Below are 23,286 nucleotides of genomic sequence, written 5' to 3' on the forward strand. Positions count from 1 at the left end.
TGGCGAAAATAGATTTTTTCGTTAATTATTCAAAGGTTATGTTGAGATCAAGGGTACCGCTATGTACGATAATCTGAAAAGTCTGGGCATTACCAATCCTGATGAAATTGATCGTTACAGCCTCCGTCAGGAAGCCAATAACGATATTCTGAAAATCTATTTTCACAAGGACAAAGGAGAGTTTTTCGCCAAAAGCGTGAAGTTTAAATATCCACGCCAGCGTAAGACCGTTGTGGCTGACGGTGTAGGACAGGGCTACAAAGAAGTACAGGAAATCAGCCCTAACCTGCGCTATGTGATCGATGAACTCGATCAGATCTGCCAGCGCGACCGCACCGAAGTCGATCTCAAGCGTAAGATCCTTGACGATCTGCGTCACCTTGAAAGCGTTGTAACAAATAAGATCAGCGAGATTGAAGCGGATCTTGAGAAATTAACGCGGAAATAAAAGCAAAACGGCAATCCTTGATTGCCGTTTTTAGTGTTTGCGCCCTCTCCCCGTCGGAGAGGGATGGGGTAAGTGCACCAGACCGCACTCAGTCATCTCTGTTCGTCCAGCTGAAGCGCCACATACAGCAGCAGCCTGTCGTCAAAGTTTCCCAGATCCAGCCCCGTCAGCTCTGAAATCCGGTTTAACCGATACTCAAGCGTATTGCGGTGAATAAACAGCGCCTTTGAGGTCGCCAGCGGCTGCACGTTATGGCGGAACCACGCCTGCAGCGTCCGGCGCAGCAGGCCGTTGTTGTCCATGGCTTTCAGACGCGCTAATGGCCGCGCCAGCTCATTGGCCTGCCAGCCCCCGCGCAGGCTGTCGAGCAGCACCGGCAGCATCAGATCCTGATAGAAATAGCTGCGGCTCTCCGGCATCCGCTGCTTGCCCACCATCATGGTGGTGCGCGCGGTACGCCAGGAGCGGGCGATACTGCCCGGCCCGGTAAAGTAGTTGCCCAGCGCAACGCGAAAACGCAGCTGACCGTTCTCCTCCATCCGGGAGATCAGCTGCTCCACGCGACGACGATGATCGTCGGCATCCCAGCGGCCGAACGCATTGAGCGCCGGCTTGAGGACCACCATTTCCGTCAGGGAGACTATCGCCACCAGGTTATCGCGCTCCGGCGTCGCCAGCGCATTTTGCAGCTGCTGCAGCTCGGCCATCGCGCTGTCCACGCCAAGCTGGCCGCTATCCACCTCAATGACCGCCACCACGCGCGGCTGGTTGAGATCGATCCCCAGACGCTGCGCCCATTCGCTGAGCGCAGGCGTATGCTCTTCCGCCTGAATAAGGTTCATCACTAGCTCTTCACGCAGGCGGCTGTCCTGGGCAAGCAGGTGCATCAGGCGCGACTGCTCCAGCATCATCTCCGCCGTCATACAGACCAGCTCACCGTATTTTCGCAGTAACTCGGGCTCGCCGGTGAGGCCAATTACCCCCACAATTTCGCCTTCAAGGCGCAGCGGTAAATTGATGCCCTGGCGTACGCCGTGCAGGTGTTTCGCTACCGCATCGTCGATATCCACGACTCGCCCCTGAGACAGCACCAGCAGCGCGCCTTCGTGCAATTCCCCAATACGCTCGCGATCGCCGCTGCCAATAATACGCCCGCGGGCATCCATTACGTTGATATTGGTATCAATGATGCGCATGGTGCGCGCCACGATATCCTGCGCCATTTTGGTATCAAGATGCCAGCCAGCCATGTAACCCTCCCGTGAGCAGAGCTCAAGCATAGGGAAGTTCAGCGACGGCTGCATTGTGCTAATGCACAAAGAGAGAGGGAGAAGTATGGAGTTGTGGCAAGAATCACAGAAACGAGAAAGCCCCTGCGAACAGGGGCTTCTGAGGATTACTGCATCAGCAGATAAAGAGAGGTATCACCACGCTGGATATTCAGCGCCAGCACGGAAGGCTTGCTGTCGAGAATTTTGCGCAGTTCAGCGATGTTTTTCACCGGCTGCTGGTTAGCGCCCATGATCACATCGCCTTTTTTCAGGCCGATACGGGCTGCCGGTGAATTCGCTTTCACGTTGTTCACCACCACGCCTTTGTCTGCGCCTTTATTGCTCATCTCGGCACCTTCAATCCCGCTGAATATGGTGCTGGAATCCACCTGATTCTGGCTGCTCTGCTGCAGCTCCAGGCTCACGTTAACCGGCTTACCGTCGCGCAGCAGGCCGAGGGTCACTTTACTGCCAATCGGCATCGAGCCCACTTCGGCACGCAGGGCGGCAAAGCTGCTGATCGGTTTACCGTTCAGGGAGGTGATTACATCCCCCGCTTTAATGCCCGCTTTCGCCGCAGACGAATTCGGCATCACCTGGCTGACGAATGCCCCGCGCTGGGCGTCAACCTTCATCGCCTTAGCGAGTTCGGAGTTCAGCTCCGTACCGAGGATACCCAGCTCGCCGCGTTTCACCTGGCCATACTGCACCATCTGCGCGGTCAGGTTTTTCACCATGTTACTCGGGATAGCAAAACCGATACCGATGTTGCCGCCGTCCGGGGCAAGGATAGCGGTGTTGATACCGATCAGCTCACCGTTCAGGTTCACCAGCGCACCGCCGGAGTTACCGCGGTTGATCGCCGCATCCGTCTGGATGAAGTTCTCATAGTTCTCAGCGTTGAGGCCGCTACGACCCAGCGCAGAGACGATACCCGAGGTCACGGTTTCACCCAGACCGAACGGGTTACCGATCGCCACGGTATAGTCGCCCACGCGCAGCGCGTCGGAGTCGGCAATTTTAATCGCCGTCAGGTTTTTCGGATCCTGAATCTGGATCAGCGCGATGTCAGAACGCGGGTCTTTGCCGACCACTTTGGCGTCAAACTTACGGCCATCGCTCAGCTGAACCTTAATGCTGTTCGCGTTATCGACAACGTGGTTGTTAGTGACGACGTAGCCTTTCGCCGCATCAATAATTACCCCCGAGCCAAGCGCCATGAATTTCTGCTGCTGGCCGCCGCCCTGGCTGTCATCCCCGGCACCGCCGCCCTGACAGAACGGAGAGCTCTGGAATGGCGAACCGTCCTGGCAGAACGGCGAGTTGTCGCCGAAGAACTGCTGGAAGTTACGCGGCATACGCGGCGTATTGACGGTCGTGCTGCCCTCAACGTTAATACTCACCACCGATGGCATCACTTTTTCGAGCATCGGTGCCAGGCTTGGCATCTGCTGCGCGGTTGCTGCCGACGACGCGGTCTCGGCTGCAGTAGCAGTCACAGGAGACAGCGCTAAACCTAAACTCAGAGCCAGTGCACTCATTGCTAATGTGGTTTTTTTCATGTTTCTCAATCTCGATTTACAGGTAACGCAAAATTGCTGTGTAACTCAGATTCGTTTTATACCGCTTAGTTCCGGCGATAAGTTTATGGAAAAGGTAAAAATTTATTGGCCGTCTTTACAAAACTCCGGGATTATTCCACCGCCATGAGCTTGCGATATTCATCCCAGGCATACAAATCAGTCATGCCGCTGATATAGTCCTGGATAAGACGGCAGCGATAATAATATTCCATCACCGGCCACTGTGGAGAATGGCGCTCCAGCTTGCTAATTGCTTCGACATACGCCAGACGATGCCGGGTAGAGAGTTTTTGATAAAGCCGCGATTCGATAGGTATTCTGCGCACGCGCTCGTGTTCCACCAGTTCGCTGAATTCATCGACCGACAGCTGAAGCAACGGGGAATAAATTTCCAGTAACCCACTGATTACCCGATAGCCCTGCAGCTCTAGCTGTTCAACATCCGGGTGGCTGAATACATGCCGCATCGCCACATGTTTATAAAGCTCAAGGAGCTGGCTGAAACTGCTGTCATCTTCCAGCAGCGCGTGGTTGAATTCCCCGCTGAAAATGAGCGGCAAATTATCAATAAAACGCGACGCCGCATACGGCACCAGTTTATTTAATGTATTGACCCGCAAATACATAAAGAACTGGTCTTCCGTACTGCGGCTTAATGTATTTGAGCGCGATTTTTCCCAGGCATTTTCGACAACCTGCTCAAACAGCGAGCCTTTTTCATGAGTTCCCCAGGCTGCATAAAGATGCTGATAAAGCTCCTCGACGCTGAAGATTCTTTTCTCCACGGCATCTTCCAGATCGGCCACACAATAGGAAATATCATCGGCGGCTTCCATAATCCAGGTCAATGGAAAGCGGCCATTTGCAGTCAATGAAAGTTCTTTACGTAACCGCTCAATATAGGCCTCTTCAGAAAGGTAATAGCCCGGTTTTTTCATTAAATAGCTGTGGGACGCGGGCGTATCCCCCATCCACCACGCGGGACGCGTATATTTCAGAATGCAGCCGACCTGGGCCCAGGTCAGGTTCATGCGCATCAGGGAGTGGACCAGCCGGATCCCCTGCGCGTTGCCCTCGAAGTGACATAAATCCTGGCGCACTTTGCGGCGCAGATCGTTCAGCCCCTCTTCACCTTCACGCAGGCGCAAATCGCGTACGATGCAGCGGTCATCGCTGAGGGGCTGGCTTACCGCATCCGAAGGGAAAAGCCGCTGCTTAAACCAGTCATTGATAGCCGCCTCACCAAAGTGGCCGAAAGGCGGGTTGCCGATGTCGTGCATCAGGCAGGCCATCTCAACGATGCTCTCGAAGGGCCCCGTCAGCTCGTCCAGACCATAGGTTTCCAGTAAACGCTGCTCTTTGAGACGGCTCAAAATCTCTTTGGCAATATAGCGCCCGACCTGCTGCACTTCCATGGAGTGGGTTAAGCGCGTGCGCACCGCGGCGTTACGCTCCAGCGGGAACACCTGAGTTTTTTGCTGCAGACGTCGGATGGCTGGCGAGTTAATGATCCGCCCGCGATCGCTTTCGAAGATACGCAGGATCCCATGTTCGCTCTTGTCGCCCTGCGGCGAACGGAAACGTCGGTGCCAGTTAATTTTGGTGCGAAAATCGATTGGTGACATGTGCTCCCCCGCGTGAGAATGCGTTTCCCCTTAACCGCATGATAGACTATGCATCTTAACAAGGCACATCGCGAGTAAATCTATGAAAATCGGCATTATTGGTGCAATGGAAGAAGAAGTTACGCTGCTGCGTGACAAAATTGAGAACCGTCAGACCCTCTCTCTGGGGGGTTGTGAGATCTACACCGGCCAGCTGAACGGTGTTGACGTGGCTCTGCTGAAATCAGGCATCGGTAAAGTGGCTGCTGCGCTGGGTGCAACCCTGCTGCTTGAGCGCTGCAAGCCGGACGTTATCGTGAATACCGGCTCTGCGGGCGGCCTGGCGCCGACGCTGAAAGTGGGCGATATCGTTGTCTCCGACGAAGCGCGTTACCACGATGCCGACGTCACCGCGTTTGGTTACGAGTACGGTCAGCTACCGGGCTGTCCTGCTGGTTTTAAAGCTGACGACAAACTGATTGCGGCGGCAGAGACCTGCATCGCAGAACTCAACCTCAACGCGGTACGCGGTCTGATTGTCAGCGGTGATGCCTTCATCAACGGCTCCGTTGGGCTGGCGAAAATCCGTCATAACTTCCCTCAGGCGGTTGCCGTTGAGATGGAAGCGACAGCGATCGCTCATGTCTGCCATAACTTCAGCGTCCCCTTCGTGGTGGTTCGCGCCATCTCTGACGTGGCAGACCAGCAGTCCCACATCAGCTTCGACGAGTTCCTGACCGTTGCGGCAAAACAGTCCACCGTGATGGTGGAACGCCTGGTGCAGAATCTGGCACGTGGCTAAACATACCTTCAGGGCGCTGGCCGCCCTGCTTCTTCTCGCACCGCTGTGGCTCAATGCGTTACCGCGCGTGATTACCCTCTCTCCCGCGAACACGGAACTGGCGTTTGCCGCCGGGATCACGCCCGTTGGCGTGAGTAGCTATTCGGATTACCCACCGCAAGCCGCGGGTATTGAACAGGTGGCAACCTGGCAGGGGATGAACCTTGAGCGCATCGTGGCGCTTAAACCGGATCTCGTGCTGGCCTGGCGCGGCGGCAACGCCGAGCGGCAGGTCAACCAGCTCACCTCGCTTGGCATAAAAGTGATGTGGATTGATGCCGTCAGCATTGAACAAGTCGCTCAGGCGCTACGTTCTCTCGCCCCTTATAGCCCAACCCCCAAAAAAGCCGAGAGCGCAGCGAAACAGATGCTCAGTGACTATGCTGCGCTGAAATCCCGATACGATACCCCTGTTAAAAAGCGCATCTTCCTGCAGTTTGGCAGCCAGCCGCTGTTCACCACCGGAAAAGGGTCGATTCAGAACCAGGTGCTGGAAGTCTGCGGCGGTGAAAACATCTTTTCCGCCAGCCGGGTGCCGTGGCCTCAGGTGAGCCGCGAGCAGGTTCTGGCGCGCCAGCCGCAGGCCATCGTCGTGGTCGGAAATGCGAGCGAGATTCCTAAAATTGAACAATTCTGGCAAAAGCAGCTAAAAATTCCGGTGATCCCACTCAACAGCGACTGGTTTGAACGCGCCAGCCCGCGTATTATCCTCGCCGCAAAACAGCTCTGTGCCGCGCTGGCAGAGAGTCACTAACATAAGACCCTTTTCGAGGATTTAACGATGCTCGTTTATTGGCTGGATATTCTTGGCACAGCCGTTTTTGCTATCTCCGGCGTTCTGCTCGCCGGAAAACTACGCATGGATCCGTTTGGCGTGCTGGTGCTGGGCGTCGTGACCGCCGTCGGCGGCGGGACTATCCGTGATATGGCGCTGGCGAATGGCCCGGTGTTTTGGGTGAAAGATCCTACCGATCTGGTGGTTGCTATGGTCACCTGCCTGTTAACCATTGTACTGGTTCGCCAGCCTCGCCGCTTACCCAAGTGGATATTGCCGGTACTGGATGCCGTCGGTCTGGCCGTGTTTGTTGGTATTGGCGTCAATAAGGCGTTTAATGCCGGTACCGGTCCGATGGTGGCAATCTGCATGGGCGTATTAACCGGCGTGGGCGGTGGGATCATACGCGACATTCTGGCGCGTGAAGTGCCGATGATCCTGCGTACTGAAATTTACGCAACGGCCTGCATTGTGGGCGGGATTGTTCACGCTACCGCGTACTACACCTTTGCCCTCCCGCTGGAAAATGCCGCGATGCTGGGGATGGTGGTCACGCTGGTGATACGTTTAGCGGCGATACGCTGGCATCTGAAGCTACCGACGTTTGCGCTGGATGATAACGGAAGGTAAAAGCAAAACGGTAACCGCCAGGTTACCGTTTTTTGGTCATCAGATGCTGAACGACGAACCACATCCGCAGGTGCTGGTTGCGTTCGGGTTAGTCACAACAAAGCGTGAACCTTCCAGACCTTCAGTGTAATCCACCGAACCGCCTACCAGATATTGCAGGCTCATCGGGTCAACCACCAGCGCGACGCCCTGTTTCTCGATAGTCATATCGCCATCGTTAACCTGATCGTCAAAGGTAAAACCATACTGGAAGCCGCTGCAGCCGCCACCGGTAATATAAACACGCAGTTTCAGATCCGGATTGTCTTCGTCGGCAATCAGGTTTTTCACTTTGTTGGCTGCTGCTTCGGTAAATTCGAGCGGTACAGCTACTACGTCATCACTCATCTTATGCTCCCATGAATACTGCTATTGGGCAAAATTCACCCAATTCTTTATGTCATTATCTAATACCCTGGTAATTCATTCAAGTATTCTGCGCGGCGGCCCGCTCCGCCTCTTGTTTTGCCAGGGTACGCGCAAGGATGGTGGAGTATAGCGGTTTTCCACCCAGGAACTGGGCTAATAGTGTCGCGCCGAGACAGGTAATGATCATTGGCAAAATGAGCTGGTAATTATCCGTCATCTCCAGCACCAGCACGATGCCAGTCAACGGCGCACGCAGGGACGCGGCCAGCAGCGCGCCCATTCCGGCCACCGCAAACGTCCCGGCTTCAAGGTGATAGGCGGGAAAGCCCACTTCAGCCGCCATACCAAACGCAGTCCCCAGCAGCGTGCCCAGCGCCAGCATCGGGGCAAAAATCCCCCCGGGCGCGCCGGAAGAGAAGCACAGTACCGTCGTGATAACCCGGGAGATAAACATGAACAGCAGCAGACCCACGCTGAAATTCCCCGCCGCCGCAATGGGAATCAGCCCGAACCCACCGCCTGCGGCATTCGGCTCGATAAACCCGAGTACGCCACACATGCCGCCCAGCAGACCACCCATCAGCACCCATTTTGTGGTATTTCCGCCGTGAATGCGCTGGAACATATCCTGGGCGCGCAGGATAAAGGTGTTAAACAGCGGCCCCACCACGCCAAAAATCATGCCGAGGATCAGGTAAAGCCACAGGGTATTGACCGGCGCGTTGGTGAGTTTACCCACCTCAATGACCGCGCCCTCGCCATTAAAGATGCGAAACACGATGCTCGACATAATGACGCCGGTAAACACCGCTTTAATTGAGATCAGGTTGTAGCGGAACTGCGCGCGCATCTCTTCAATAATGAACAAAATGCCCGCCAGCGGCGCGTTAAACGCGGCGGAAAGCCCCGCCGCCGCGCCGGTTGCCAGCAGCGTATGGCGCGCTTCGGCGCTTCGCATCCGAAACAGATCGCCCACCATGCGGCCGACGTTCCCCCCCAGCTGTACCGTGGGTCCTTCCCGTCCAAGCACCATTCCCGCGCCCAGAGTCCCCATGCCGCCGATGAACTTAACCGGAATCACCCGCCACCAGCGCACCGGACGCAGCTCCTCGAGCGCGCCCTCAATTTCCGGGATGCCCGATCCCCCCGCCTCCGGCGCGAATTTACGCACCAGAAAATACCCCACCATGGCAAACAGCGCGGACAGCCCGAATGCCCACACCCAGACCAGCCATTCGCTGTCGGCGAAACCGGCCACGGTGCCCACTCGCCAGTTGAGTACGGCATTAACCGCTTTTTCAAACGCCACGCCAACCAGGCCCGCGAGAGTACCCACCACGGCAGCGGCCAGCAGGATCGCCAGCGGCGTTTTATCGCGATTGAGCAGCCGCCGAATGCTGATTCGGTGCTGGGCGCGCGTAAACTGTTGTTCTTCAAAAGACGGAGAATCTGATTTCATGTCCTGTTCTTATTTGTCACACAAAAAGCCGCAAGGATTTTACCAGAGACGGCCCCACCGTCTCCTGAAAATTACTTAACAAATCTTAAAGCATTGCCCGGCTAAAAATTTCATAACCTTCCTCGAATCACATAGAATAGTGGGCTTAACCATTTTATTCGAACCAGGAACGACGCCATGAGCAAGTCTGAAAACCTCTACAGTGCAGCCCGCGAGCTTATTCCGGGTGGCGTGAACTCACCTGTGCGCGCCTTCACCGGCGTGGGCGGTACGCCGCTGTTTATCGAACGTGCTGACGGCGCGTATCTGTATGATGTCGATGGCAAAGCCTATATCGATTATGTAGGTTCCTGGGGACCGATGGTGCTGGGTCACAACCACCCTGCCATTCGTAACGCGGTGATTGAAGCCGCCCAGCGCGGCCTGAGCTTCGGTGCGCCAACCGAAATGGAAGTGAAAATGGCGGAGCTGGTGACCGAGCTGGTGCCTACCATGGACATGGTGCGTATGGTGAACTCCGGTACCGAAGCCACCATGAGCGCCATCCGCCTGGCGCGCGGTTTTACCGGTCGCGATAAAATCATCAAGTTTGAAGGCTGCTACCACGGTCATGCGGACTGCCTGCTGGTGAAAGCCGGTTCCGGCGCGCTGACGCTCGGCCAGCCGAACTCGCCTGGCGTACCGGCAGATTTCGCGAAGCATACCCTGACCTGCACCTACAACGATATTGCTACCGTTCGCGCGGCGTTCGAGCAGTATCCGCAGGAGATCGCCTGCATCATCGTTGAGCCGGTTGCCGGCAACATGAACTGCATCCCACCGCAGCCTGACTTCCTGCCGGGCCTGCGCGCCCTGTGCGATGAGTTCGGCGCGTTGCTGATCATCGATGAAGTCATGACCGGCTTCCGCGTCGCGCTGGCGGGTGCCCAGTCTTACTACGACGTCGTGCCGGACCTGACCTGCCTCGGCAAAATCATCGGCGGCGGCATGCCGGTCGGCGCATTCGGTGGTCGTAAGGACGTGATGGAAGCCCTGGCGCCAACCGGTCCGGTTTACCAGGCGGGCACGCTCTCCGGTAACCCCATCGCCATGGCGGCGGGCTTTGCCTGCCTGACCGAGGTGGCACAGCCGGGTATTCACGAAACCCTGACCGACCTGACCACGCAGCTGGCAAACGGTCTGCTGGAAGCCGCAGAAGAGGCCGGTATCCCTCTGGTGGTCAACCACGTGGGCGGCATGTTCGGGATTTTCTTCACCGATGCGAAAACCGTGACCTGCTATCAGGACGTGGTGAAGTGCGACGTTGAACGCTTCAAGCGCTTCTTCCACCTGATGCTGGACGAAGGCGTGTACCTGGCGCCGTCCGCGTTCGAAGCGGGCTTTATGTCCGTGGCGCACAGCGAAGAAGATATCAACAACACCATCGACGCGGCGCGCAAGGTGTTTGCGAAGCTGTAAGATGTGCGGCTTGATGCCCTCACCCCAACCCTCTCCCACGGGGAGAGGGAGCAAACACTAAAACGGCAATCTAAAGATTGCCGTTTACTTTTATTACCGGCTCTGCTTTCTCAACAGATAAATAAAGTACGGCGCACCGATAAAGGTCGACAGCAGACCCGCCGGGATCTGATACGGGAACAGCACCATTCTTCCGCACCAGTCCGCAAACACCAGCATCACTCCGCCCGTCAGGGCCGACATCACGATATGCGGCATCGTCCGGCGGAACCCCATCATTCTGGCAATGTGCGGCGCCATTAACCCGACAAAACTCAGCGGTCCAATCGTCAGGGTTGCCACAGCCGTCAGGCACGCCGCCAGCAGCAGCAGGGCCACACGCGCTGGCGTCAGCGCCATTCCCACCGCGCGCGCGGTTTCGCCGCCGAGCGGCAGAATGGTCATCCAGCGGCGGCACAGCGGCACCATCGCCAGCAGCACGAGCATCACGATCCCGGACCAGACCACCTGGCTGCCGGTGGCGTTGTACGTTGAGCCGGAAATCCAGGTCAGGATCTTCGCCATACGCGGATCGCCGCTTGCCTGCAGCATCATCAGCAGCATGGTAAATGCGGTGCTGAGCGCCATCCCGGCCAGCAGCATGCGGTGCGGTGAAAATCCGCCGCGACCGGCGGCAATAAGGATAATCATCAGCGTGACTGCCGCGCCGATACTGCCGGCAGGCATCAGCCAGCCAAACGCATTCCCCGGCACAAAGAACAGCATCAGCACCACGCCAAAGGCGGCGCCAGAGCTGATCCCGAGCACTTCCGGGCTTGCCATCGGGTTGCCGGTCAGACGCTGAATAATGCACCCCGCCACCGCCAGCATTACCCCTGCGATCAGCGCAGCGAAGATACGCGGCCAGCGCCACTGCACCAGTTCATTGAGTAAATCCCCCGTCGCCCAGTGCCAGCCCACGGCATCGCGTCCAAATGAGAGCGCCGCAAACGAAGCGATAATCAGCACCGCCAGACCGACAAGGCTAAACCACAGCACCGACCGACGTTCAGCGTAAACTTTATCGCCGGCGTCCATCGCCGGTGCGCTCATGCTGCGCAGGCGCGGGAGCAGCCACAGCAGCAGCGGCGCCCCGATAAGCGCGGTCACCGAGCCGGTGGACACTTCCCTCCAGACCTGCGCCAGCCAGAGAACAAGCTGATCGGAAAGCCAGAGGATCAGGGCCCCAATCAGCGGCGCCAGCATCAGACGCGCCAGCAGGCGACGCGCCCCGAGCATTTTCGCCAGCAGCGGCGCAAACAGGCCGATAAACCCGATGATGCCGACCGCGTTGACCAGCAGGGCGCTTAATACAATCGCCAGCGTCAGCGCCGCCAGACGAGCCAGCGACAGCGCCAGCCCCAGGTTTCGCGCCACGCCATCATCCAGCCCCATGAGCGTCAGAGGGCGCAGGAGCAGCAGCGTCAGCACGACGCCGCCAGCCAGCTGCGGCCACAGGTGCAGGACAACGCTCCAGTCGGTTTGGGTGAGCGTGCCGGTACTCCACAGGAACATGCTTTGCAGCCGATCGTGATGGAACAGCACCAGCAGCTGGTTAATCGCCCCGCAGTACAGGCTCACCACCAGCCCGGCCAGAATAAGCGTTACAGGAGAAAGGCGCTTGCCCCAGGCCACGCCAAAGACCAGCGCGCCCACCACGCACGCCCCCGCGAGTGCCGCAAACTGCGAGGTTAACGCTCCCGGCAGCGCCCACAGCGTGGTGATGGTGATCCCAAGCTGCGCGCCGGTCGCGACGCCGAGCGTGGTTGGCTCTGCCAGCGGGTTACGTAAAACCTGCTGGAACAGCACGCCCACCAGCCCTAAGCCGGCCCCGACCAAAAGGGAGATCGCCAGACGCGGCAGCAGGCTGTAGTGGAACAGCATCTGCTGAATATTGTCGATATCCGGCGAGGCCAGAGCGGCCCCCCACTGCGCGCGTGGTAAGGCCGCGGAGAGGTTGAATCCGGTTAATACCAGCGCAACCAGAAAAAGCAGGGATAACAGCAGCGCCGGGAAGCGGGCGATACGCGTACTCATGCTTTACCTCCCAGGGCGTTATCCAGCACGCGGGCAAAATGCATGGCCGACAGCGTCGCACCGTAGAACCAGACCGCCGGGGCGCGCTGGAAGCGCTTCTCGCGTACAAACGGCATCGCCTGCCAGAGCGGGGTCGCCATCAGGGTTTGCATGTCGCGTTCGTTACCGTGGTCGAAACAGAGCACGTCCACATCGCGAAACGCCGCCAGACGATCGATACCCACGGCGGTACTGCCCCAGAAGGTCATCTCCCCTTCCCAGGCATTGCGAATGCCGAAGCTGTCCAGCACCTCCTGGAACAGACAGTTTTTACCGAAGACCAGCATATGGCGGGCATCCAGCAGCGTCACCATCAGCAGCGGACGATCGCCCCGGTGAGCAAAGCGCGGCTTCAGCGAGTCTATCAGGGCATCAAATTCGTCGAGATGCTTTTTGGCCTCCGCTTCGCGGTTGAGGAAATGCGCCATCTCGTTAATCGAGTTTTTCGCCACGGCCAGCGGTTTTTTACCGTCGCTGAAAGCAAATCCACGTCCTGGCGCAATGCGCGCCATAGTCTCCTCTGACGGGCCGTAGCCCGCTGACCAGAACAGGAACGAGGGTTTCATCTGGGTGAGCAGCTCAAGGTTTGGCTCCGTTCGCAGGCCGACGTCGATTACCGAGTCCGGCAGCTTTGGCTCGTTCACCCAGAGGTTATAGTTAGGAATGTCCGCCACGCCATAGGGCGTGACGCCGAGCGCCATCATCAGTTCGACCGGCAGCCACTCCAGGGCCACAATACGGTGCGGATCGACGGCGGCGGCACGCGCCGTATTCATTTTTAACAGCAGCGGCGAGAGCGCCATCGCCGTCAGCAGGCGACGGCGGCTAATGCGTGTGTTATTCAGCATCAGTAGACAAAGCTCACCGGTGCAGCCCCGGCCGGGTGAGGCAGAATACCCATCGGAATACCGTAAATATGTTCCAGCGTTTCGCTGCGCATCAGCTCGGCCGGTGTCCCCTGGGCAATCATCTCGCCCCCGCGCAGCGCGACGAGGTAGTCACAATAGCGCGCGGCCATGTTGATATCGTGCAGGACCGCAATGACCGTCAGGCCACGCTGCTGGCTCAGGCGATGCACCAGCGCCAGGACGTCGACCTGATGGGCGATATCCAGCGCAGAGGTCGGTTCATCCAACAGCAGACAGCGGCTGTCCTGCGCCACCAGCATCGCGATCCACGCGCGCTGACGTTCGCCGCCGGACAGGCTATCCACCAGACGGTGCGCCAGCGGTTTTAGCCCGACCAGCGCAATCGCCTCTTCCACCTTCTCTCTGTCGGCGACGCCGAAGCGCCCAAGCGCACCGTGCCACGGATAACGCCCAATCGCCACCAGCTCACGCACCGTCATCCCTTCCGCCTGCGGCAGCTGCTGCGGCAGATAGGCCACTTTGCGGGCAAAGGCTTTACTGCTCCAGCTCTCCAGCGGTTGGTCATCCAGCAGAATATCGCCTTCTGAAGGCGGCTGATGGCGCCCCAGCATCTTGAGCAGCGTGGATTTACCGGAACCGTTGTGACCAATCAGTCCCGTCACTTTACCGGCCGGAAACGTCAGAGAGAGCGGATGCAGCAGCGTGCGCCCGGGTACGCGAAAGGAGAGATGGTTGAGCGTAAAGGTGGTGTCGGGTTGCGTTTGAATATCCTGCATATCAGCCAACTTAAATAAAAAGGGCACGGCGAACCGTGCCCGAAGAGAGATTAGAAGCGGAAGGTCGCGGTGGCAACAACCTGACGTTCAGCACCCCAGAAGCAGCCGTAGGTATTGAAGCAGCTGGCAACGTACTCACGATCGAACAGGTTGTTCACGTGCAGCGCCACGTTTGAGCCAGCCATGCCAACGCGTGCCAGATCGTATCTGACCAGCGCATCGACAACGGTATAGCTGCCCACCTTGAAGGAGTTCGCCGGATCGCCATAGCTTGAGCCGGTGTAACGCACCCCGGTGCCCAGCGTCAGACCAGACAGCGCACCGTCAAACAGGGTGTAATCGCCCCACAACGACGCCATGTGTTTTGGCACCTGAGCAGGCGTGTTGCCTTTGTAGGTGGTGTCCGTGGTGTATTCCGCATCGGTATAGGTATAAGAACCCACCAGGTTGACGCTTGCAGACAGGGCCGCTTTCGCTTCCAGTTCTACGCCACGCGCGCGGATTTCACCGCCCTGAACCGAGAAGAAGGAGCCCGCCGGGTCCGCCATCAGGTTGTTGGTTTTGGTCAGCTGGTACAACGCACCGGTGACGACGATCGGACGATCGTTCGGCACGTATTTCACGCCCGCTTCGTACTGTTTGCCTTTAGACGGTGCAAAGACGTTGCCGTTCGCTCCGGTCTGAGAAGCCGGTTCAAACGACTCGCTATAGCTAAAGTACGGGGTTACACCGTTATCAAACAAGTAGTTAACGCCACCGCGCCAGGTGAACTGGGTATCATCACGTTTGGAGGTGGTGTTCGTCACGCGGTTGTAGGATTCCTGATCGGCCCAGTCATAACGACCGCCCAGGGTTACCAGGACTTTGTCCCACTCAATTTGATCCTGAGCGTAAACGCCGGTCTGTTTTTGCTTGTTCAACACCTGATAGGCACCTGACGGTCCAGGATGTGAACCGAAATCGAAATCGCTACGATCGAGGTTATAGATATCAGATGGCGCAACGGAACCGGCATAGCCGAACCACGAGTCGATGTCATTACGCATGCGCATGAAATCCACCCCAGTAAGCAGAGTATGATCGAGTGAACCTGTCGCGAACTTGCTCTGCAACTGCGTATCAACAGTGAAGTTTTCCAGCTTCTCGTTATCGATCACATACTGGCGAGTCAGTGTATGACCCCACTGCGACTGAGGAACGCTCGCGCAAGGGCTGGATGCCGGATTACTCGAGTAGAGCGGGTCGGAACACATGCCGTAGCCGTAGACGCTGTTCTGGGAAGTTTTATTCTGCGCATAGCGCAGGTTCTGACGCACGGTAAAGGTATCGTTGAACTCGTGGTCGAAGCTGTATCCCACCATTTTCTGGTTACGGGAATAGGTATTGTTCTTCGCGCCTTCGTTGAAGTTCGTCGGCAGACGATCGCCGTTCGGCAGCGGATCAACCGTTCCCTCTTTTGGCAGCCAGCCATAGTAGCCCGTTTCAGGTTCGTTCTGGAAATAGGAGAGGAACGTGAAGGTGGTTTTATCATCCGGACGCCAGGAGAACGATGGCGCGATGGCGTAACGCTGCTCGCCCTTACCTTCCTGCTGGGAATTATTAGAACGCGCAACGCCCGTTAAACGGTAAGAGTAAACGCCGTCGTCGTCGATCGCATCGCTAAAGTCAAACCCGGTCTGGAACAGGCTATCCGTGCCGACTTTGAACTGGATCTCTTTCAGCGGCTCGGTTGTTGGGCGCTTACTGACCATGTTCAGCAAACCGCCCGGGCTGCTTTTGCCGTACAGAACGGAAACCGGACCGCGCATGATCTCGGCGCGCTCAAGCATATAAGGGTCAATCACCGCGTCGTTATAGAAGTTCCCCTGCATTTTCATGCCGTCGAGGTAGTTATTCTGCGTCTGGCCATCGGCCGCGAAGCCGCGAATGATCAAATAGTCATAGGTGTTAGACGCGCCGCGCGTGCCTACCGCAACGCCCGGCGTGTAGCTCAGGGCTTCTTTCACCGAGCGCGGCTGATGCAGCGCCATCTCTTCGGCCGTGACCACAGAAATAGACTGCGGAACCTTTTGAATAGGGGTATCCGTTTTGGTTCCGGTCGCGGATTGCCGTGCGGCGATGGTCGCAGCTGGCCCCCAGGCACTTTCCTGTGCCGCAGGAGCTGCGGTTACCGTAATGGTTTCTTCTTTTTTCGGGGTTTCGGCCGCGTGAGCATAAGCAGACATGCCGGCAACCGCTGTGGCGACGACGACCGCGAGCTTACGCAGCGACGTGTTCATTGGCTGAGCAGTATTGGAAAGCGCCATGTTGAATCTCTGATGTGAAAGTGAATGATAACGTAAACGAGAATTATTATTATGAGCGCCAGAATAATATGCGAAACGCTGGTTGCATAGCAAGCAGTAAGCGGCCCTATGAGAATTAAGGGTTTAAGAAATCATCAAGAGAAAACGAAGGGTTAATCAGAATTAAAGCTAGGGTTAACGAAATGAGGTCTACGGGTAAAAAAAGCCCCCTTCCGGGGAAGAGGGCTTTAAAAGCTTAGTTACCGCCGAACATGTCTTTAATCCAGCCCGCGACACCGTCGCTGTCTTTCTTCTCATTCTGCTGCTGCGGCTGTTGCTGCTGCGGCTGCTGTGGCTGAGAAGACTGGTCAAACGGGTTACCCGTTGGCTGTTCTGGCTGGCTTTGCTGGCACAGCGAGTCAGGGTTTGCGGTCCAGACAGGCAGCGTACGCATTCCGCCGCCGCAGACGAAGTTACCGGAGCTGTCCACGCCCATATCGACGATATCTTCCGGCGCAACCAGATTCAGCGGCACAGGAGACTGATTGGCCAGATAGCGCTGGTAAATCGACATCGCCCCGCTCGCGCCGTACAGCTTGGTCGGCTGGTTGTTGTCGCGGCCTACCCAGGTAATCACCACTTCACGACCATCAATACCGGCGAACCAGGTATCGACGTTGTTGTTGGTGGTCCCGGTTTTACCCGCCAGATGCAGACCCGGATACTTCGCCCCCAGCTGACGCCCAGTACCGCGCTGCACGACCTGCTGCATCGTCCACAGCGTCATATAGGCGGCCTGAGCAGGAACGGCACGTTCTGCCTGCGGGAAGCTCTGATACAGCACGGAGCCATCTTCGGCTATCACCGAACGCAGGGCAGACAACGGCGCGCGGTTGCCCCCGCTGGCAATGGTCTGGAACGCCTGCGCCACTTCAATCGGCGTCAGGTTAAGCGCACCGAGGATCATCGCCGGCACCGGATGCAGCTGATCTTTCGCCACGCCCAGCTTTTGCCAGGTGTCGACAATCGCCGGCAGTCCCAGCGACATGCCCAGGTTCACCGTTGGCACGTTCATGGAACGGGTCAACGCATCCACCAGCATGACCTGGCCGCTGAACTGTTTATCATCGTTCTGCGGTGACCAGACCTGGCCGTTAGGCTGGCGCAGGGAGATCGGCGCATCCGCAATCCAGGTATTCAGGCGATACTGATTTGGCTGGCTCAGGGCTGTGAGGTAGGTTGCCGGTTTTGCCAGAGAGCCGATTGAGCGACGCGCCTGCATCGCACGGTTGTAGCCTGCAAACTGCGGCTCGGCACCACCCACCATCGCGCGCACTTCGCCGGTGTTACGGTCAACCACCACCATCGCGGTTTCAAGATCGGAGAGCTTACGCTGTTTCTTCAGCGCCGGAATGCCTTCCACAGCCGCTTTTTCGGCCGCATCCTGCGCCACGGAGTCAAAGGTGGTGAAGATCTTCACGCCGGAGAGATCTTTCACCTTATCACCGAGCTTGCTTTGCAGCTCCTGACGCACCAGCTGCATAAACGCTGGCTGAGGCGAGATCACGCCGCCGCGCGGCTGAACGCCAAGCGGACGCGCGCTCAGCATGTCGTACAGCTCCTGGTCAATCACCTGCTGCTGTTGCAGCAGACGCAGAACGAGGTTACGACGTTCCAGCGCCAGTTTCGGGTTGCGCCACGGGTTATAAATGGACGCCCCTTTCACCATACCCACCAACAGCGCCTGCTGGTCCAGGCTCAGCTCTTCCACCGGACGGCCAAAGTAGTACAGACTCGCCAGCGGGAAGCCGCGGATTTCGTTATCGCCGCTCTGACCGAGGTACACCTCGTTCATGTACAGCTCAAGGATACGATCCTTGCTGTAGCGCGCATCCATCAGCACGGCCATGTAGGCTTCGTTCGCTTTACGCCAGTAAGAGCGTTCGCTGGAGAGGAACAGGTTTTTCACCAGCTGCTGAGTCAGCGTACTCGCTCCCTGCACGGTACGACCGGCAGTGAGGTTAGCCAGCACCGCACGACCAATCGAGTAGAGGCTGATGCCATCGTGCTCGTAGAAGTGACGGTCTTCGGTTGCCAGCAGGGTATCGACCAGCAAATCCGGGAAGCCGTTACGCGCCACGAACAGGCGCTGCTCGCCGTTTGCTGACGAAAGCATGGTGATCAGACGCGGATCGAGGCGGAAGAAACCGAACTGACGGTTGTTATCCATGTTCTCGATGGTGTCCAGACGATCGCCGTCAAAGGTCAGACGCGCGCGCACCTGCCCCTCTTTGCTGTCCGGGAAATCAAACGGACGACGGATCATCTCAATGCTGTTGGACTGCACGGTAAATTCGCCAGGACGGGTCATTTTAGACACCTGACGATACTGGGTGGCTTCCAGCAGTTTGACCATCTCGTTCTTGGTGATGGACATATCTGGCTCAAGGTTCACCATACGGCCATACACTGCCGCAGGTAGCTGCCAGACTTTACCGTCGATACGGCTGCGGATCTTCTGATCCAGATACACGCCGTAAATCGCCATCAGCACGACAAAAACAATAAACAGCTTCAGCAGCAGCCAGAACCAGCCGCGTTTGCCCCGAGGCTTACGCCCTTTGCCTTTTCCATTACGCGGCATCGGTTCTTCATCCTCATAATCGTCTTCATAGTCATCGTCATAGTCCTCATCTCTGAGGCGACGACGGCTTACCTTTTCTTTCGCCGGACGCGCTGGTTTTCCCTTACGTCCTATTGGCTCGCGGTCATTCCCCGCCATGCTTTTTCTCCGCAACTTTCAGGCGCAAAGGCCAGATTTTCTTTTCTTTCACAGGCCTGTGAAAGAAGAAATCTCTCAAAATTTGTTTTCTCCCTCTCCCTGTGGGAGAGGGCCGGGGTGAGGGCATCAGGCCGCACTCCCCTCTTTCACCTAACTTACGAATATTTCTTCGTTCGCCGCGTCGGCGCCGTATTCGCCGGATCGTCCGGCCAGACATGTTTGGGATATCGCCCCTTCATCTCTTTCTGCACTTCACGGTAGCTTCCCGCCCAGAACGCCCCCAGATCTCGGGTGATTTGTAATGGACGATGCGCAGGCGACAGCAGCTCAAGCACTAACGGCACACGCCCTTCCGCAATGGACGGCGTGGTGGCTTCACCAAACATCTCCTGCATCCGAACCGCCAGCGCCGGCGGATTATCCTCATGATAACGGATGGCAATCCTGCTTCCGGTCGGCACAGTGTAATGCCCTGGCAGTTCACTATCCAGACGTTGACGTAATGACCAGTCCAGTAAATTCTGTAACGCGGTCTTAACATCAAGCGCCTTAAGGGCTCGCAGAGAGTGTACGCCGCTCATTTGCGGCAGTAGCCAGCGCTCAAGCGTAGCGAGCAGCGTCTCGTCATCCACCGCAGGCCAACCGTATTCCGGTAGCCACTTCGCGGCGCAGTGCAGACGAATACGGTACTGCTCCGCTTCCGGCGTCCAGCTCAGGGCGCTCAGCCCTTTTTCCCGAATTCCGTTCAGCATCGCCTGGTGAAGCTCGTCTTCCGACGGCTTCGCCAGCGGCTTCGTTCCTAACGTCAACTTACCAATCTGGCTGCGACGAAAGGCCTTCAGCGTGCCCTGGGCGTCATCCCATTCCACGGTATCAGATTGCTGAAGCAGCTGCGGACAGGCACGCGTCAGGGCGTCAATTTCTACGGCAATCGCCTGCAGGATACGCGCATCCGGAGAATGGCTGCCCTGCAGCAACAGCGGGGCGATCAGCCACTCGTGACGCGTCAGCGCATCATCGCTGTCCAGCATCGCCCCCATGCCGTTTGCCAGCTGGTAGCGACCGTCCAGCCCGCGCCGACGTGCGATCCTGTCCGGGAAGGCCTGGGCCAGCAGGAAGGCAATCTTATCGCTGTCAGGCGCACCTCCCCGGCTATTCAGGCGTTTACACAACTGCTGCGCCCGCTGCTGCCAGTTCCCCTGGCTGCGCGAAAACGCCTGCCCCAGATCGCTGCTGCCACCGCGAGGCGGCTCCTCAAGAATAGCCGCCAGTTTTGCCGCCGTGGCAATTTCATCATCCCCTTGCGCGGCCACCAGCATCGCGGCCAGACGCGGATCGTTGCCCAGCGCCGCCATTTTCTGGCCGCGCGCCGTCAGACGCTCGCCTTCCAGCGCGCCGAGCTGGGTCAGCAGGGTGCGCGCAGCGGTGAGGTTTACGACAGGAGGAGGATTAAGCCAGGTGAGCTGCTCAGGGTTCGGGCAGCCCCACTGGAGCAGATCCATCACCAGACCAGACAAATCGCTTTGTAAAATTTCCGGCGTGCTTTGCTGTGCGGCGCGTTCAGCCTGCTCCGCGCTGGTCAAATGCAGGCAGATGCCCGGCTCAAGACGCCCCGCGCGGCCCGCGCGCTGCACCATCGACGCCTGGCTGATGCGCTGCGTCAGGAGTTTAGTCAGCCCGGTGCGCGGGTCAAAGCTTGCCACCCTCTCCTGCGCGCTATCCACCACCAGGCGAATCCCTTCAATGGTCAAACTGGTCTCAGCAATGTTGGTTGCCAGCACCACCTTGCGCTGCCCCGCCGGTGCAGGAACAATCGCTTTACGCTGATCCTGTAACGACAACGCGCCGTAGAGCGGACAAAGCAGCACATCGGCGCCTGCGCGGGCAGAAAGCTGCTCCTGCACGCGCTGAATTTCGCCCACGCCGGGCAAAAACAGCAGCAGGGAACCCGCTTCCTGGCGCAGCAGCTCAGCGGTGGCAATGGCGATGGCCTCGTCAAAACGCTGATGGGAGGGAAGCGGCTGATAGCGGCGTTCAACCGGAAACGCCCGCCCTTCTGAGCTGATGACCGGCGCATCGGGTAATGCCTGTCGTAGCCGCTCGTTATCCAGCGTGGCCGACATAATAAGCAGCCGGAGATCGTCGCGCAGCCCCTGCTGCACGTCCAGCAACAGCGCGAGGGCCAGATCCGCCTGCAGGCTGCGCTCGTGGAATTCATCGAGGATCACCAGCCCGACGCCGGTCAGCTCAGGATCGTTTTGCAGCATGCGGGTGAGAATACCCTCGGTGACCACTTCAAGACGCGTGGTCGGGCCAACGCAGGTCTCGGCACGCATCCTGTAACCTACCGTTTCGCCCGGTTTTTCATTCAGCAGTTCCGCCAGACGCTGCGCCACGTTGCGCGCGGCCAGCCTGCGCGGCTCCAGCAGGATAATTTTCCCGCTGATGTTTCCGTCTTTCAGAATCTGCAGCGGCAGCCAGGTAGACTTGCCCGCGCCCGTAGGGGCATTCAGCAAAACCTGCGGGGCATGGTGTAAGGCAGCGAGAAGCTCAGGAAGAATGACGGCGACCGGCAATGAGGACACTAACAGCTCCAGAGGGTTAACATTAGTCGGCGTACATTGTAGCATCGGCGCATATCATTACCGAGTCCTCCGTATGCCTGAGTCGAAACGGCTGTTTTTTGCCATTGAATTGCCCACCACGATACAACGTCAAATTGTTCGCTGGCGTGCCGACAACTTCCCGCCGGAAGCAGGCCGTCCTGTCGCGGCGGCCAACCTGCACCTGACGCTGGCCTTTTTGGGCGACGTCAGCACCGAAAAACAGCGGGCGTTAGCCGCCATGGCCGGGCGTATTGCCCAGCCGGAATTTACGCTGCAACTCGACGACGCGGGTCAGTGGCTGCGTTCGCGCGTGGTCTGGCTGGGAACGCGCCAGCCGCCGCGCGGATTATTGCAGCTGGCGAACATGCTGCGTGCCCAGGCGGCGCGCAGCGGCTGTTATCAGAGCCCGCAGCCGTTTCATCCACACATCACGCTGCTGCGCGATGCCGGCCAGGCCGTTGCTATCCCGCCGCCGGGTTTTCACTGGGCCTTTCCGGTCAACGGATTCGCGCTCTACGAATCCGTCTTTGCACAGGGACGCACCCGCTATACTCCGCTACAGCGCTGGACGCTGGGCAACACCGAAAGGAATTCCGATGAAGTTTAGTCCTCCCCTGCAGCACGCTACGCTTATCCAACGCTACAAACGCTTCCTCGCCGATGTGATCACCCCCGAAGGGGTTCAGCTCACCCTGCACTGCCCCAATACCGGCGCCATGACGGGGTGTGCGACGCCAGGTGACAGGGTCTGGTATTCCACATCAGAAAATAGTAAACGCAAATATGCCCATACCTGGGAAATGACCGAAACCCAAAACGGGGCATTTATTTGCGTTAACACCCTGCGTGCAAATCAGCTTGTTAAGGAAGCGCTGACCCTTGGTGCCATTCCCGAACTGGTGGGATATGGCACGCATAAAAGTGAAGTGAAATATGGCGATGAAGGCAGCAGAATTGACTTCATGTTACAGGCGGAAGACAGGCCTGAGTGCTATATTGAAGTGAAATCAGTGACGTTAGCGGAACAGGAAAATGGCTACTTCCCGGATGCGGTAACGCTACGTGGCCAGAAGCATCTGCGAGAGCTAATGAGTGTTGCGGCGGCGGGCAAACGCGCCGTATTGCTGTTTGCGGTGTTGCATTCAGCCATTGAACGTTTCTCCCCTGCCCGCCATATTGATCCTAAATACGCGCAATTGTTGAATGAGGCACAAAAGCAGGGGGTAGAGGTTTTCGCTTATAAAGCGGAACTTTCTGCCGATAATATGACTCTGAGATCCTCTCTTCCCATTGTCTTATAAGGGATTAGACGATTGTCGAATAAGTGTTCTGGCCGCGTGCGCAAATACGCTTTTCCTCACAGGCTTGTCAAGTGT

18 protein-coding genes are annotated in these 23,286 nt (G+C 57.7%); 7 read left to right on the forward strand and 11 right to left on the reverse strand.

Going from position 1 to position 23,286, the window contains the following annotated elements:
• The first annotated feature begins 61 nt into the window (after nucleotides 1–61).
• Nucleotides 62–448 (forward strand): DUF3461 family protein, encoded by a 387-nt coding sequence (locus ACOTZB_RS09105; RefSeq protein ID WP_014168696.1) that lies wholly within the window; start codon nucleotides 62–64, stop codon nucleotides 446–448.
• A 92-nt stretch (nucleotides 449–540) separates the two neighbouring features.
• Here the strand turns inward: ACOTZB_RS09105 and cdaR are convergent, their stop codons facing one another.
• From cdaR to dgt, 3 genes are all read right to left on the reverse strand, one after another.
• Nucleotides 541–1,698, reverse strand: coding sequence for a DNA-binding transcriptional regulator CdaR (gene cdaR / locus ACOTZB_RS09110; RefSeq protein ID WP_126328821.1), 1,158 nt, complete (start codon nucleotides 1,696–1,698; stop codon nucleotides 541–543).
• Between the two features lie 146 nt (nucleotides 1,699–1,844).
• On the reverse strand, nucleotides 1,845–3,281 hold the full coding sequence (gene degP, locus ACOTZB_RS09115) for a serine endoprotease DegP (RefSeq protein ID WP_126328822.1): 1,437 nt from the start codon (nucleotides 3,279–3,281) through the stop codon (nucleotides 1,845–1,847).
• A gap of 131 nt (nucleotides 3,282–3,412) precedes the next feature.
• A complete protein-coding gene (dgt, locus tag ACOTZB_RS09120) occupies nucleotides 3,413–4,927 on the reverse strand; it encodes a dGTPase (RefSeq protein WP_421626956.1) in 1,515 nt (504 codons plus the stop codon).
• An 82-nt stretch (nucleotides 4,928–5,009) separates the two neighbouring features.
• Here dgt and mtnN point away from each other — a divergent pair, with 82 nt between their 5' ends.
• From mtnN to ACOTZB_RS09135, 3 genes are read left to right on the forward strand one after another with little or no spacing between them, the layout of a single operon-like run.
• On the forward strand, nucleotides 5,010–5,708 hold the full coding sequence (gene mtnN, locus ACOTZB_RS09125) for a 5'-methylthioadenosine/S-adenosylhomocysteine nucleosidase (RefSeq protein ID WP_014882620.1): 699 nt from the start codon (nucleotides 5,010–5,012) through the stop codon (nucleotides 5,706–5,708).
• Entirely contained in the window at nucleotides 5,701–6,501 is an 801-nt protein-coding gene (gene btuF / locus ACOTZB_RS09130; RefSeq protein WP_421626957.1) for a vitamin B12 ABC transporter substrate-binding protein BtuF, read from the forward strand. The genes mtnN and btuF overlap by 8 nt, the downstream gene beginning before the upstream one ends.
• Nucleotides 6,502–6,528: 27 nt before the next feature.
• Entirely contained in the window at nucleotides 6,529–7,152 is a 624-nt protein-coding gene (locus tag ACOTZB_RS09135; RefSeq protein WP_023310447.1) for a TRIC cation channel family protein, read from the forward strand.
• A gap of 39 nt (nucleotides 7,153–7,191) precedes the next feature.
• Here the strand turns inward: ACOTZB_RS09135 and erpA are convergent, their stop codons facing one another.
• Nucleotides 7,192–7,539 carry an iron-sulfur cluster insertion protein ErpA gene (gene erpA, locus ACOTZB_RS09140; RefSeq protein ID WP_047651481.1) on the reverse strand — a complete coding sequence of 116 codons (348 nt, stop codon included), beginning with the start codon at nucleotides 7,537–7,539 and terminating at the stop codon, nucleotides 7,192–7,194.
• Between the two features lie 79 nt (nucleotides 7,540–7,618).
• Nucleotides 7,619–9,019 (reverse strand): H(+)/Cl(-) exchange transporter ClcA, encoded by a 1,401-nt coding sequence (gene clcA / locus ACOTZB_RS09145; protein WP_421626958.1) that lies wholly within the window; start codon nucleotides 9,017–9,019, stop codon nucleotides 7,619–7,621.
• 177 nt (nucleotides 9,020–9,196) lie between these two features.
• On the opposite strand from clcA, the gene hemL reads away from it, so the two are divergent.
• On the forward strand, nucleotides 9,197–10,477 hold the full coding sequence (gene hemL, locus ACOTZB_RS09150) for a glutamate-1-semialdehyde 2,1-aminomutase (protein WP_421626959.1): 1,281 nt from the start codon (nucleotides 9,197–9,199) through the stop codon (nucleotides 10,475–10,477).
• A 93-nt stretch (nucleotides 10,478–10,570) separates the two neighbouring features.
• Here the strand turns inward: hemL and fhuB are convergent, their stop codons facing one another.
• From fhuB to hrpB, 6 genes are all read right to left on the reverse strand, one after another.
• A complete protein-coding gene (gene fhuB / locus ACOTZB_RS09155) occupies nucleotides 10,571–12,553 on the reverse strand; it encodes a Fe(3+)-hydroxamate ABC transporter permease FhuB (protein WP_421626960.1) in 1,983 nt (660 codons plus the stop codon).
• Nucleotides 12,550–13,440 (reverse strand): Fe(3+)-hydroxamate ABC transporter substrate-binding protein FhuD, encoded by an 891-nt coding sequence (fhuD, locus tag ACOTZB_RS09160; protein WP_033144664.1) that lies wholly within the window; start codon nucleotides 13,438–13,440, stop codon nucleotides 12,550–12,552. The genes fhuB and fhuD overlap by 4 nt, the downstream gene beginning before the upstream one ends.
• Nucleotides 13,440–14,237 (reverse strand): Fe3+-hydroxamate ABC transporter ATP-binding protein FhuC, encoded by a 798-nt coding sequence (fhuC, locus tag ACOTZB_RS09165; protein WP_033144663.1) that lies wholly within the window; start codon nucleotides 14,235–14,237, stop codon nucleotides 13,440–13,442. Before fhuC ends, fhuD begins: the two co-directional genes overlap by 1 nt.
• Nucleotides 14,238–14,287: 50 nt before the next feature.
• Nucleotides 14,288–16,543: a ferrichrome porin FhuA gene (gene fhuA, locus ACOTZB_RS09170; protein ID WP_421626961.1), complete on the reverse strand. Its 2,256-nt coding sequence runs from the start codon at nucleotides 16,541–16,543 to the stop codon at nucleotides 14,288–14,290.
• Nucleotides 16,544–16,778: 235 nt separating this feature from the next.
• On the reverse strand, nucleotides 16,779–19,304 hold the full coding sequence (gene mrcB / locus ACOTZB_RS09175; protein WP_069303675.1) for a bifunctional glycosyl transferase/transpeptidase: 2,526 nt from the start codon (nucleotides 19,302–19,304) through the stop codon (nucleotides 16,779–16,781).
• 155 nt (nucleotides 19,305–19,459) lie between these two features.
• Nucleotides 19,460–21,889 (reverse strand): ATP-dependent helicase HrpB, encoded by a 2,430-nt coding sequence (gene hrpB / locus ACOTZB_RS09180; RefSeq protein ID WP_421626962.1) that lies wholly within the window; start codon nucleotides 21,887–21,889, stop codon nucleotides 19,460–19,462.
• A gap of 73 nt (nucleotides 21,890–21,962) precedes the next feature.
• Here hrpB and thpR point away from each other — a divergent pair, with 73 nt between their 5' ends.
• Nucleotides 21,963–22,517 (forward strand): RNA 2',3'-cyclic phosphodiesterase, encoded by a 555-nt coding sequence (gene thpR, locus ACOTZB_RS09185; RefSeq protein WP_421626963.1) that lies wholly within the window; start codon nucleotides 21,963–21,965, stop codon nucleotides 22,515–22,517.
• Nucleotides 22,507–23,211, forward strand: coding sequence for a DNA/RNA nuclease SfsA (gene sfsA, locus ACOTZB_RS09190; protein ID WP_047646650.1), 705 nt, complete (start codon nucleotides 22,507–22,509; stop codon nucleotides 23,209–23,211). The genes thpR and sfsA overlap by 11 nt, the downstream gene beginning before the upstream one ends.
• Nucleotides 23,212–23,286 lie beyond the last annotated feature (75 nt).

It is taken from the genome of Enterobacter cloacae complex sp. SHL020, assembly GCF_049236945.1.
In the GTDB taxonomy this organism is placed as follows: Bacteria; Pseudomonadota; Gammaproteobacteria; order Enterobacterales; family Enterobacteriaceae; genus Enterobacter; species Enterobacter dykesii.

Bases quoted from the DNA above. Each gene is read 5' to 3' on its own strand.
- ACOTZB_RS09105 (WP_014168696.1), top strand. From the start codon at position 62: ATGTACGATAATCTGAAAAGTCTGGGCATTACCAATCCTGATGAAATT.
- cdaR (WP_126328821.1), bottom strand. From the start codon at position 1,698: ATGGCTGGCTGGCATCTTGATACCAAAATGGCGCAGGATATCGTGGCG.
- degP (WP_126328822.1), bottom strand. From the start codon at position 3,281: ATGAAAAAAACCACATTAGCAATGAGTGCACTGGCTCTGAGTTTAGGT.
- dgt (WP_421626956.1), bottom strand. From the start codon at position 4,927: ATGTCACCAATCGATTTTCGCACCAAAATTAACTGGCACCGACGTTTC.
- mtnN (WP_014882620.1), top strand. From the start codon at position 5,010: ATGAAAATCGGCATTATTGGTGCAATGGAAGAAGAAGTTACGCTGCTG.
- ACOTZB_RS09135 (WP_023310447.1), top strand. From the start codon at position 6,529: ATGCTCGTTTATTGGCTGGATATTCTTGGCACAGCCGTTTTTGCTATC.
- erpA (WP_047651481.1), bottom strand. From the start codon at position 7,539: ATGAGTGATGACGTAGTAGCTGTACCGCTCGAATTTACCGAAGCAGCA.
- clcA (WP_421626958.1), bottom strand. From the start codon at position 9,019: ATGAAATCAGATTCTCCGTCTTTTGAAGAACAACAGTTTACGCGCGCC.
- hemL (WP_421626959.1), top strand. From the start codon at position 9,197: ATGAGCAAGTCTGAAAACCTCTACAGTGCAGCCCGCGAGCTTATTCCG.
- fhuB (WP_421626960.1), bottom strand. From the start codon at position 12,553: ATGAGTACGCGTATCGCCCGCTTCCCGGCGCTGCTGTTATCCCTGCTT.
- fhuD (WP_033144664.1), bottom strand. From the start codon at position 13,440: ATGCTGAATAACACACGCATTAGCCGCCGTCGCCTGCTGACGGCGATG.
- fhuC (WP_033144663.1), bottom strand. From the start codon at position 14,237: ATGCAGGATATTCAAACGCAACCCGACACCACCTTTACGCTCAACCAT.
- fhuA (WP_421626961.1), bottom strand. From the start codon at position 16,543: ATGGCGCTTTCCAATACTGCTCAGCCAATGAACACGTCGCTGCGTAAG.
- mrcB (WP_069303675.1), bottom strand. From the start codon at position 19,304: ATGGCGGGGAATGACCGCGAGCCAATAGGACGTAAGGGAAAACCAGCG.
- thpR (WP_421626963.1), top strand. From the start codon at position 21,963: ATGCCTGAGTCGAAACGGCTGTTTTTTGCCATTGAATTGCCCACCACG.
- sfsA (WP_047646650.1), top strand. From the start codon at position 22,507: ATGAAGTTTAGTCCTCCCCTGCAGCACGCTACGCTTATCCAACGCTAC.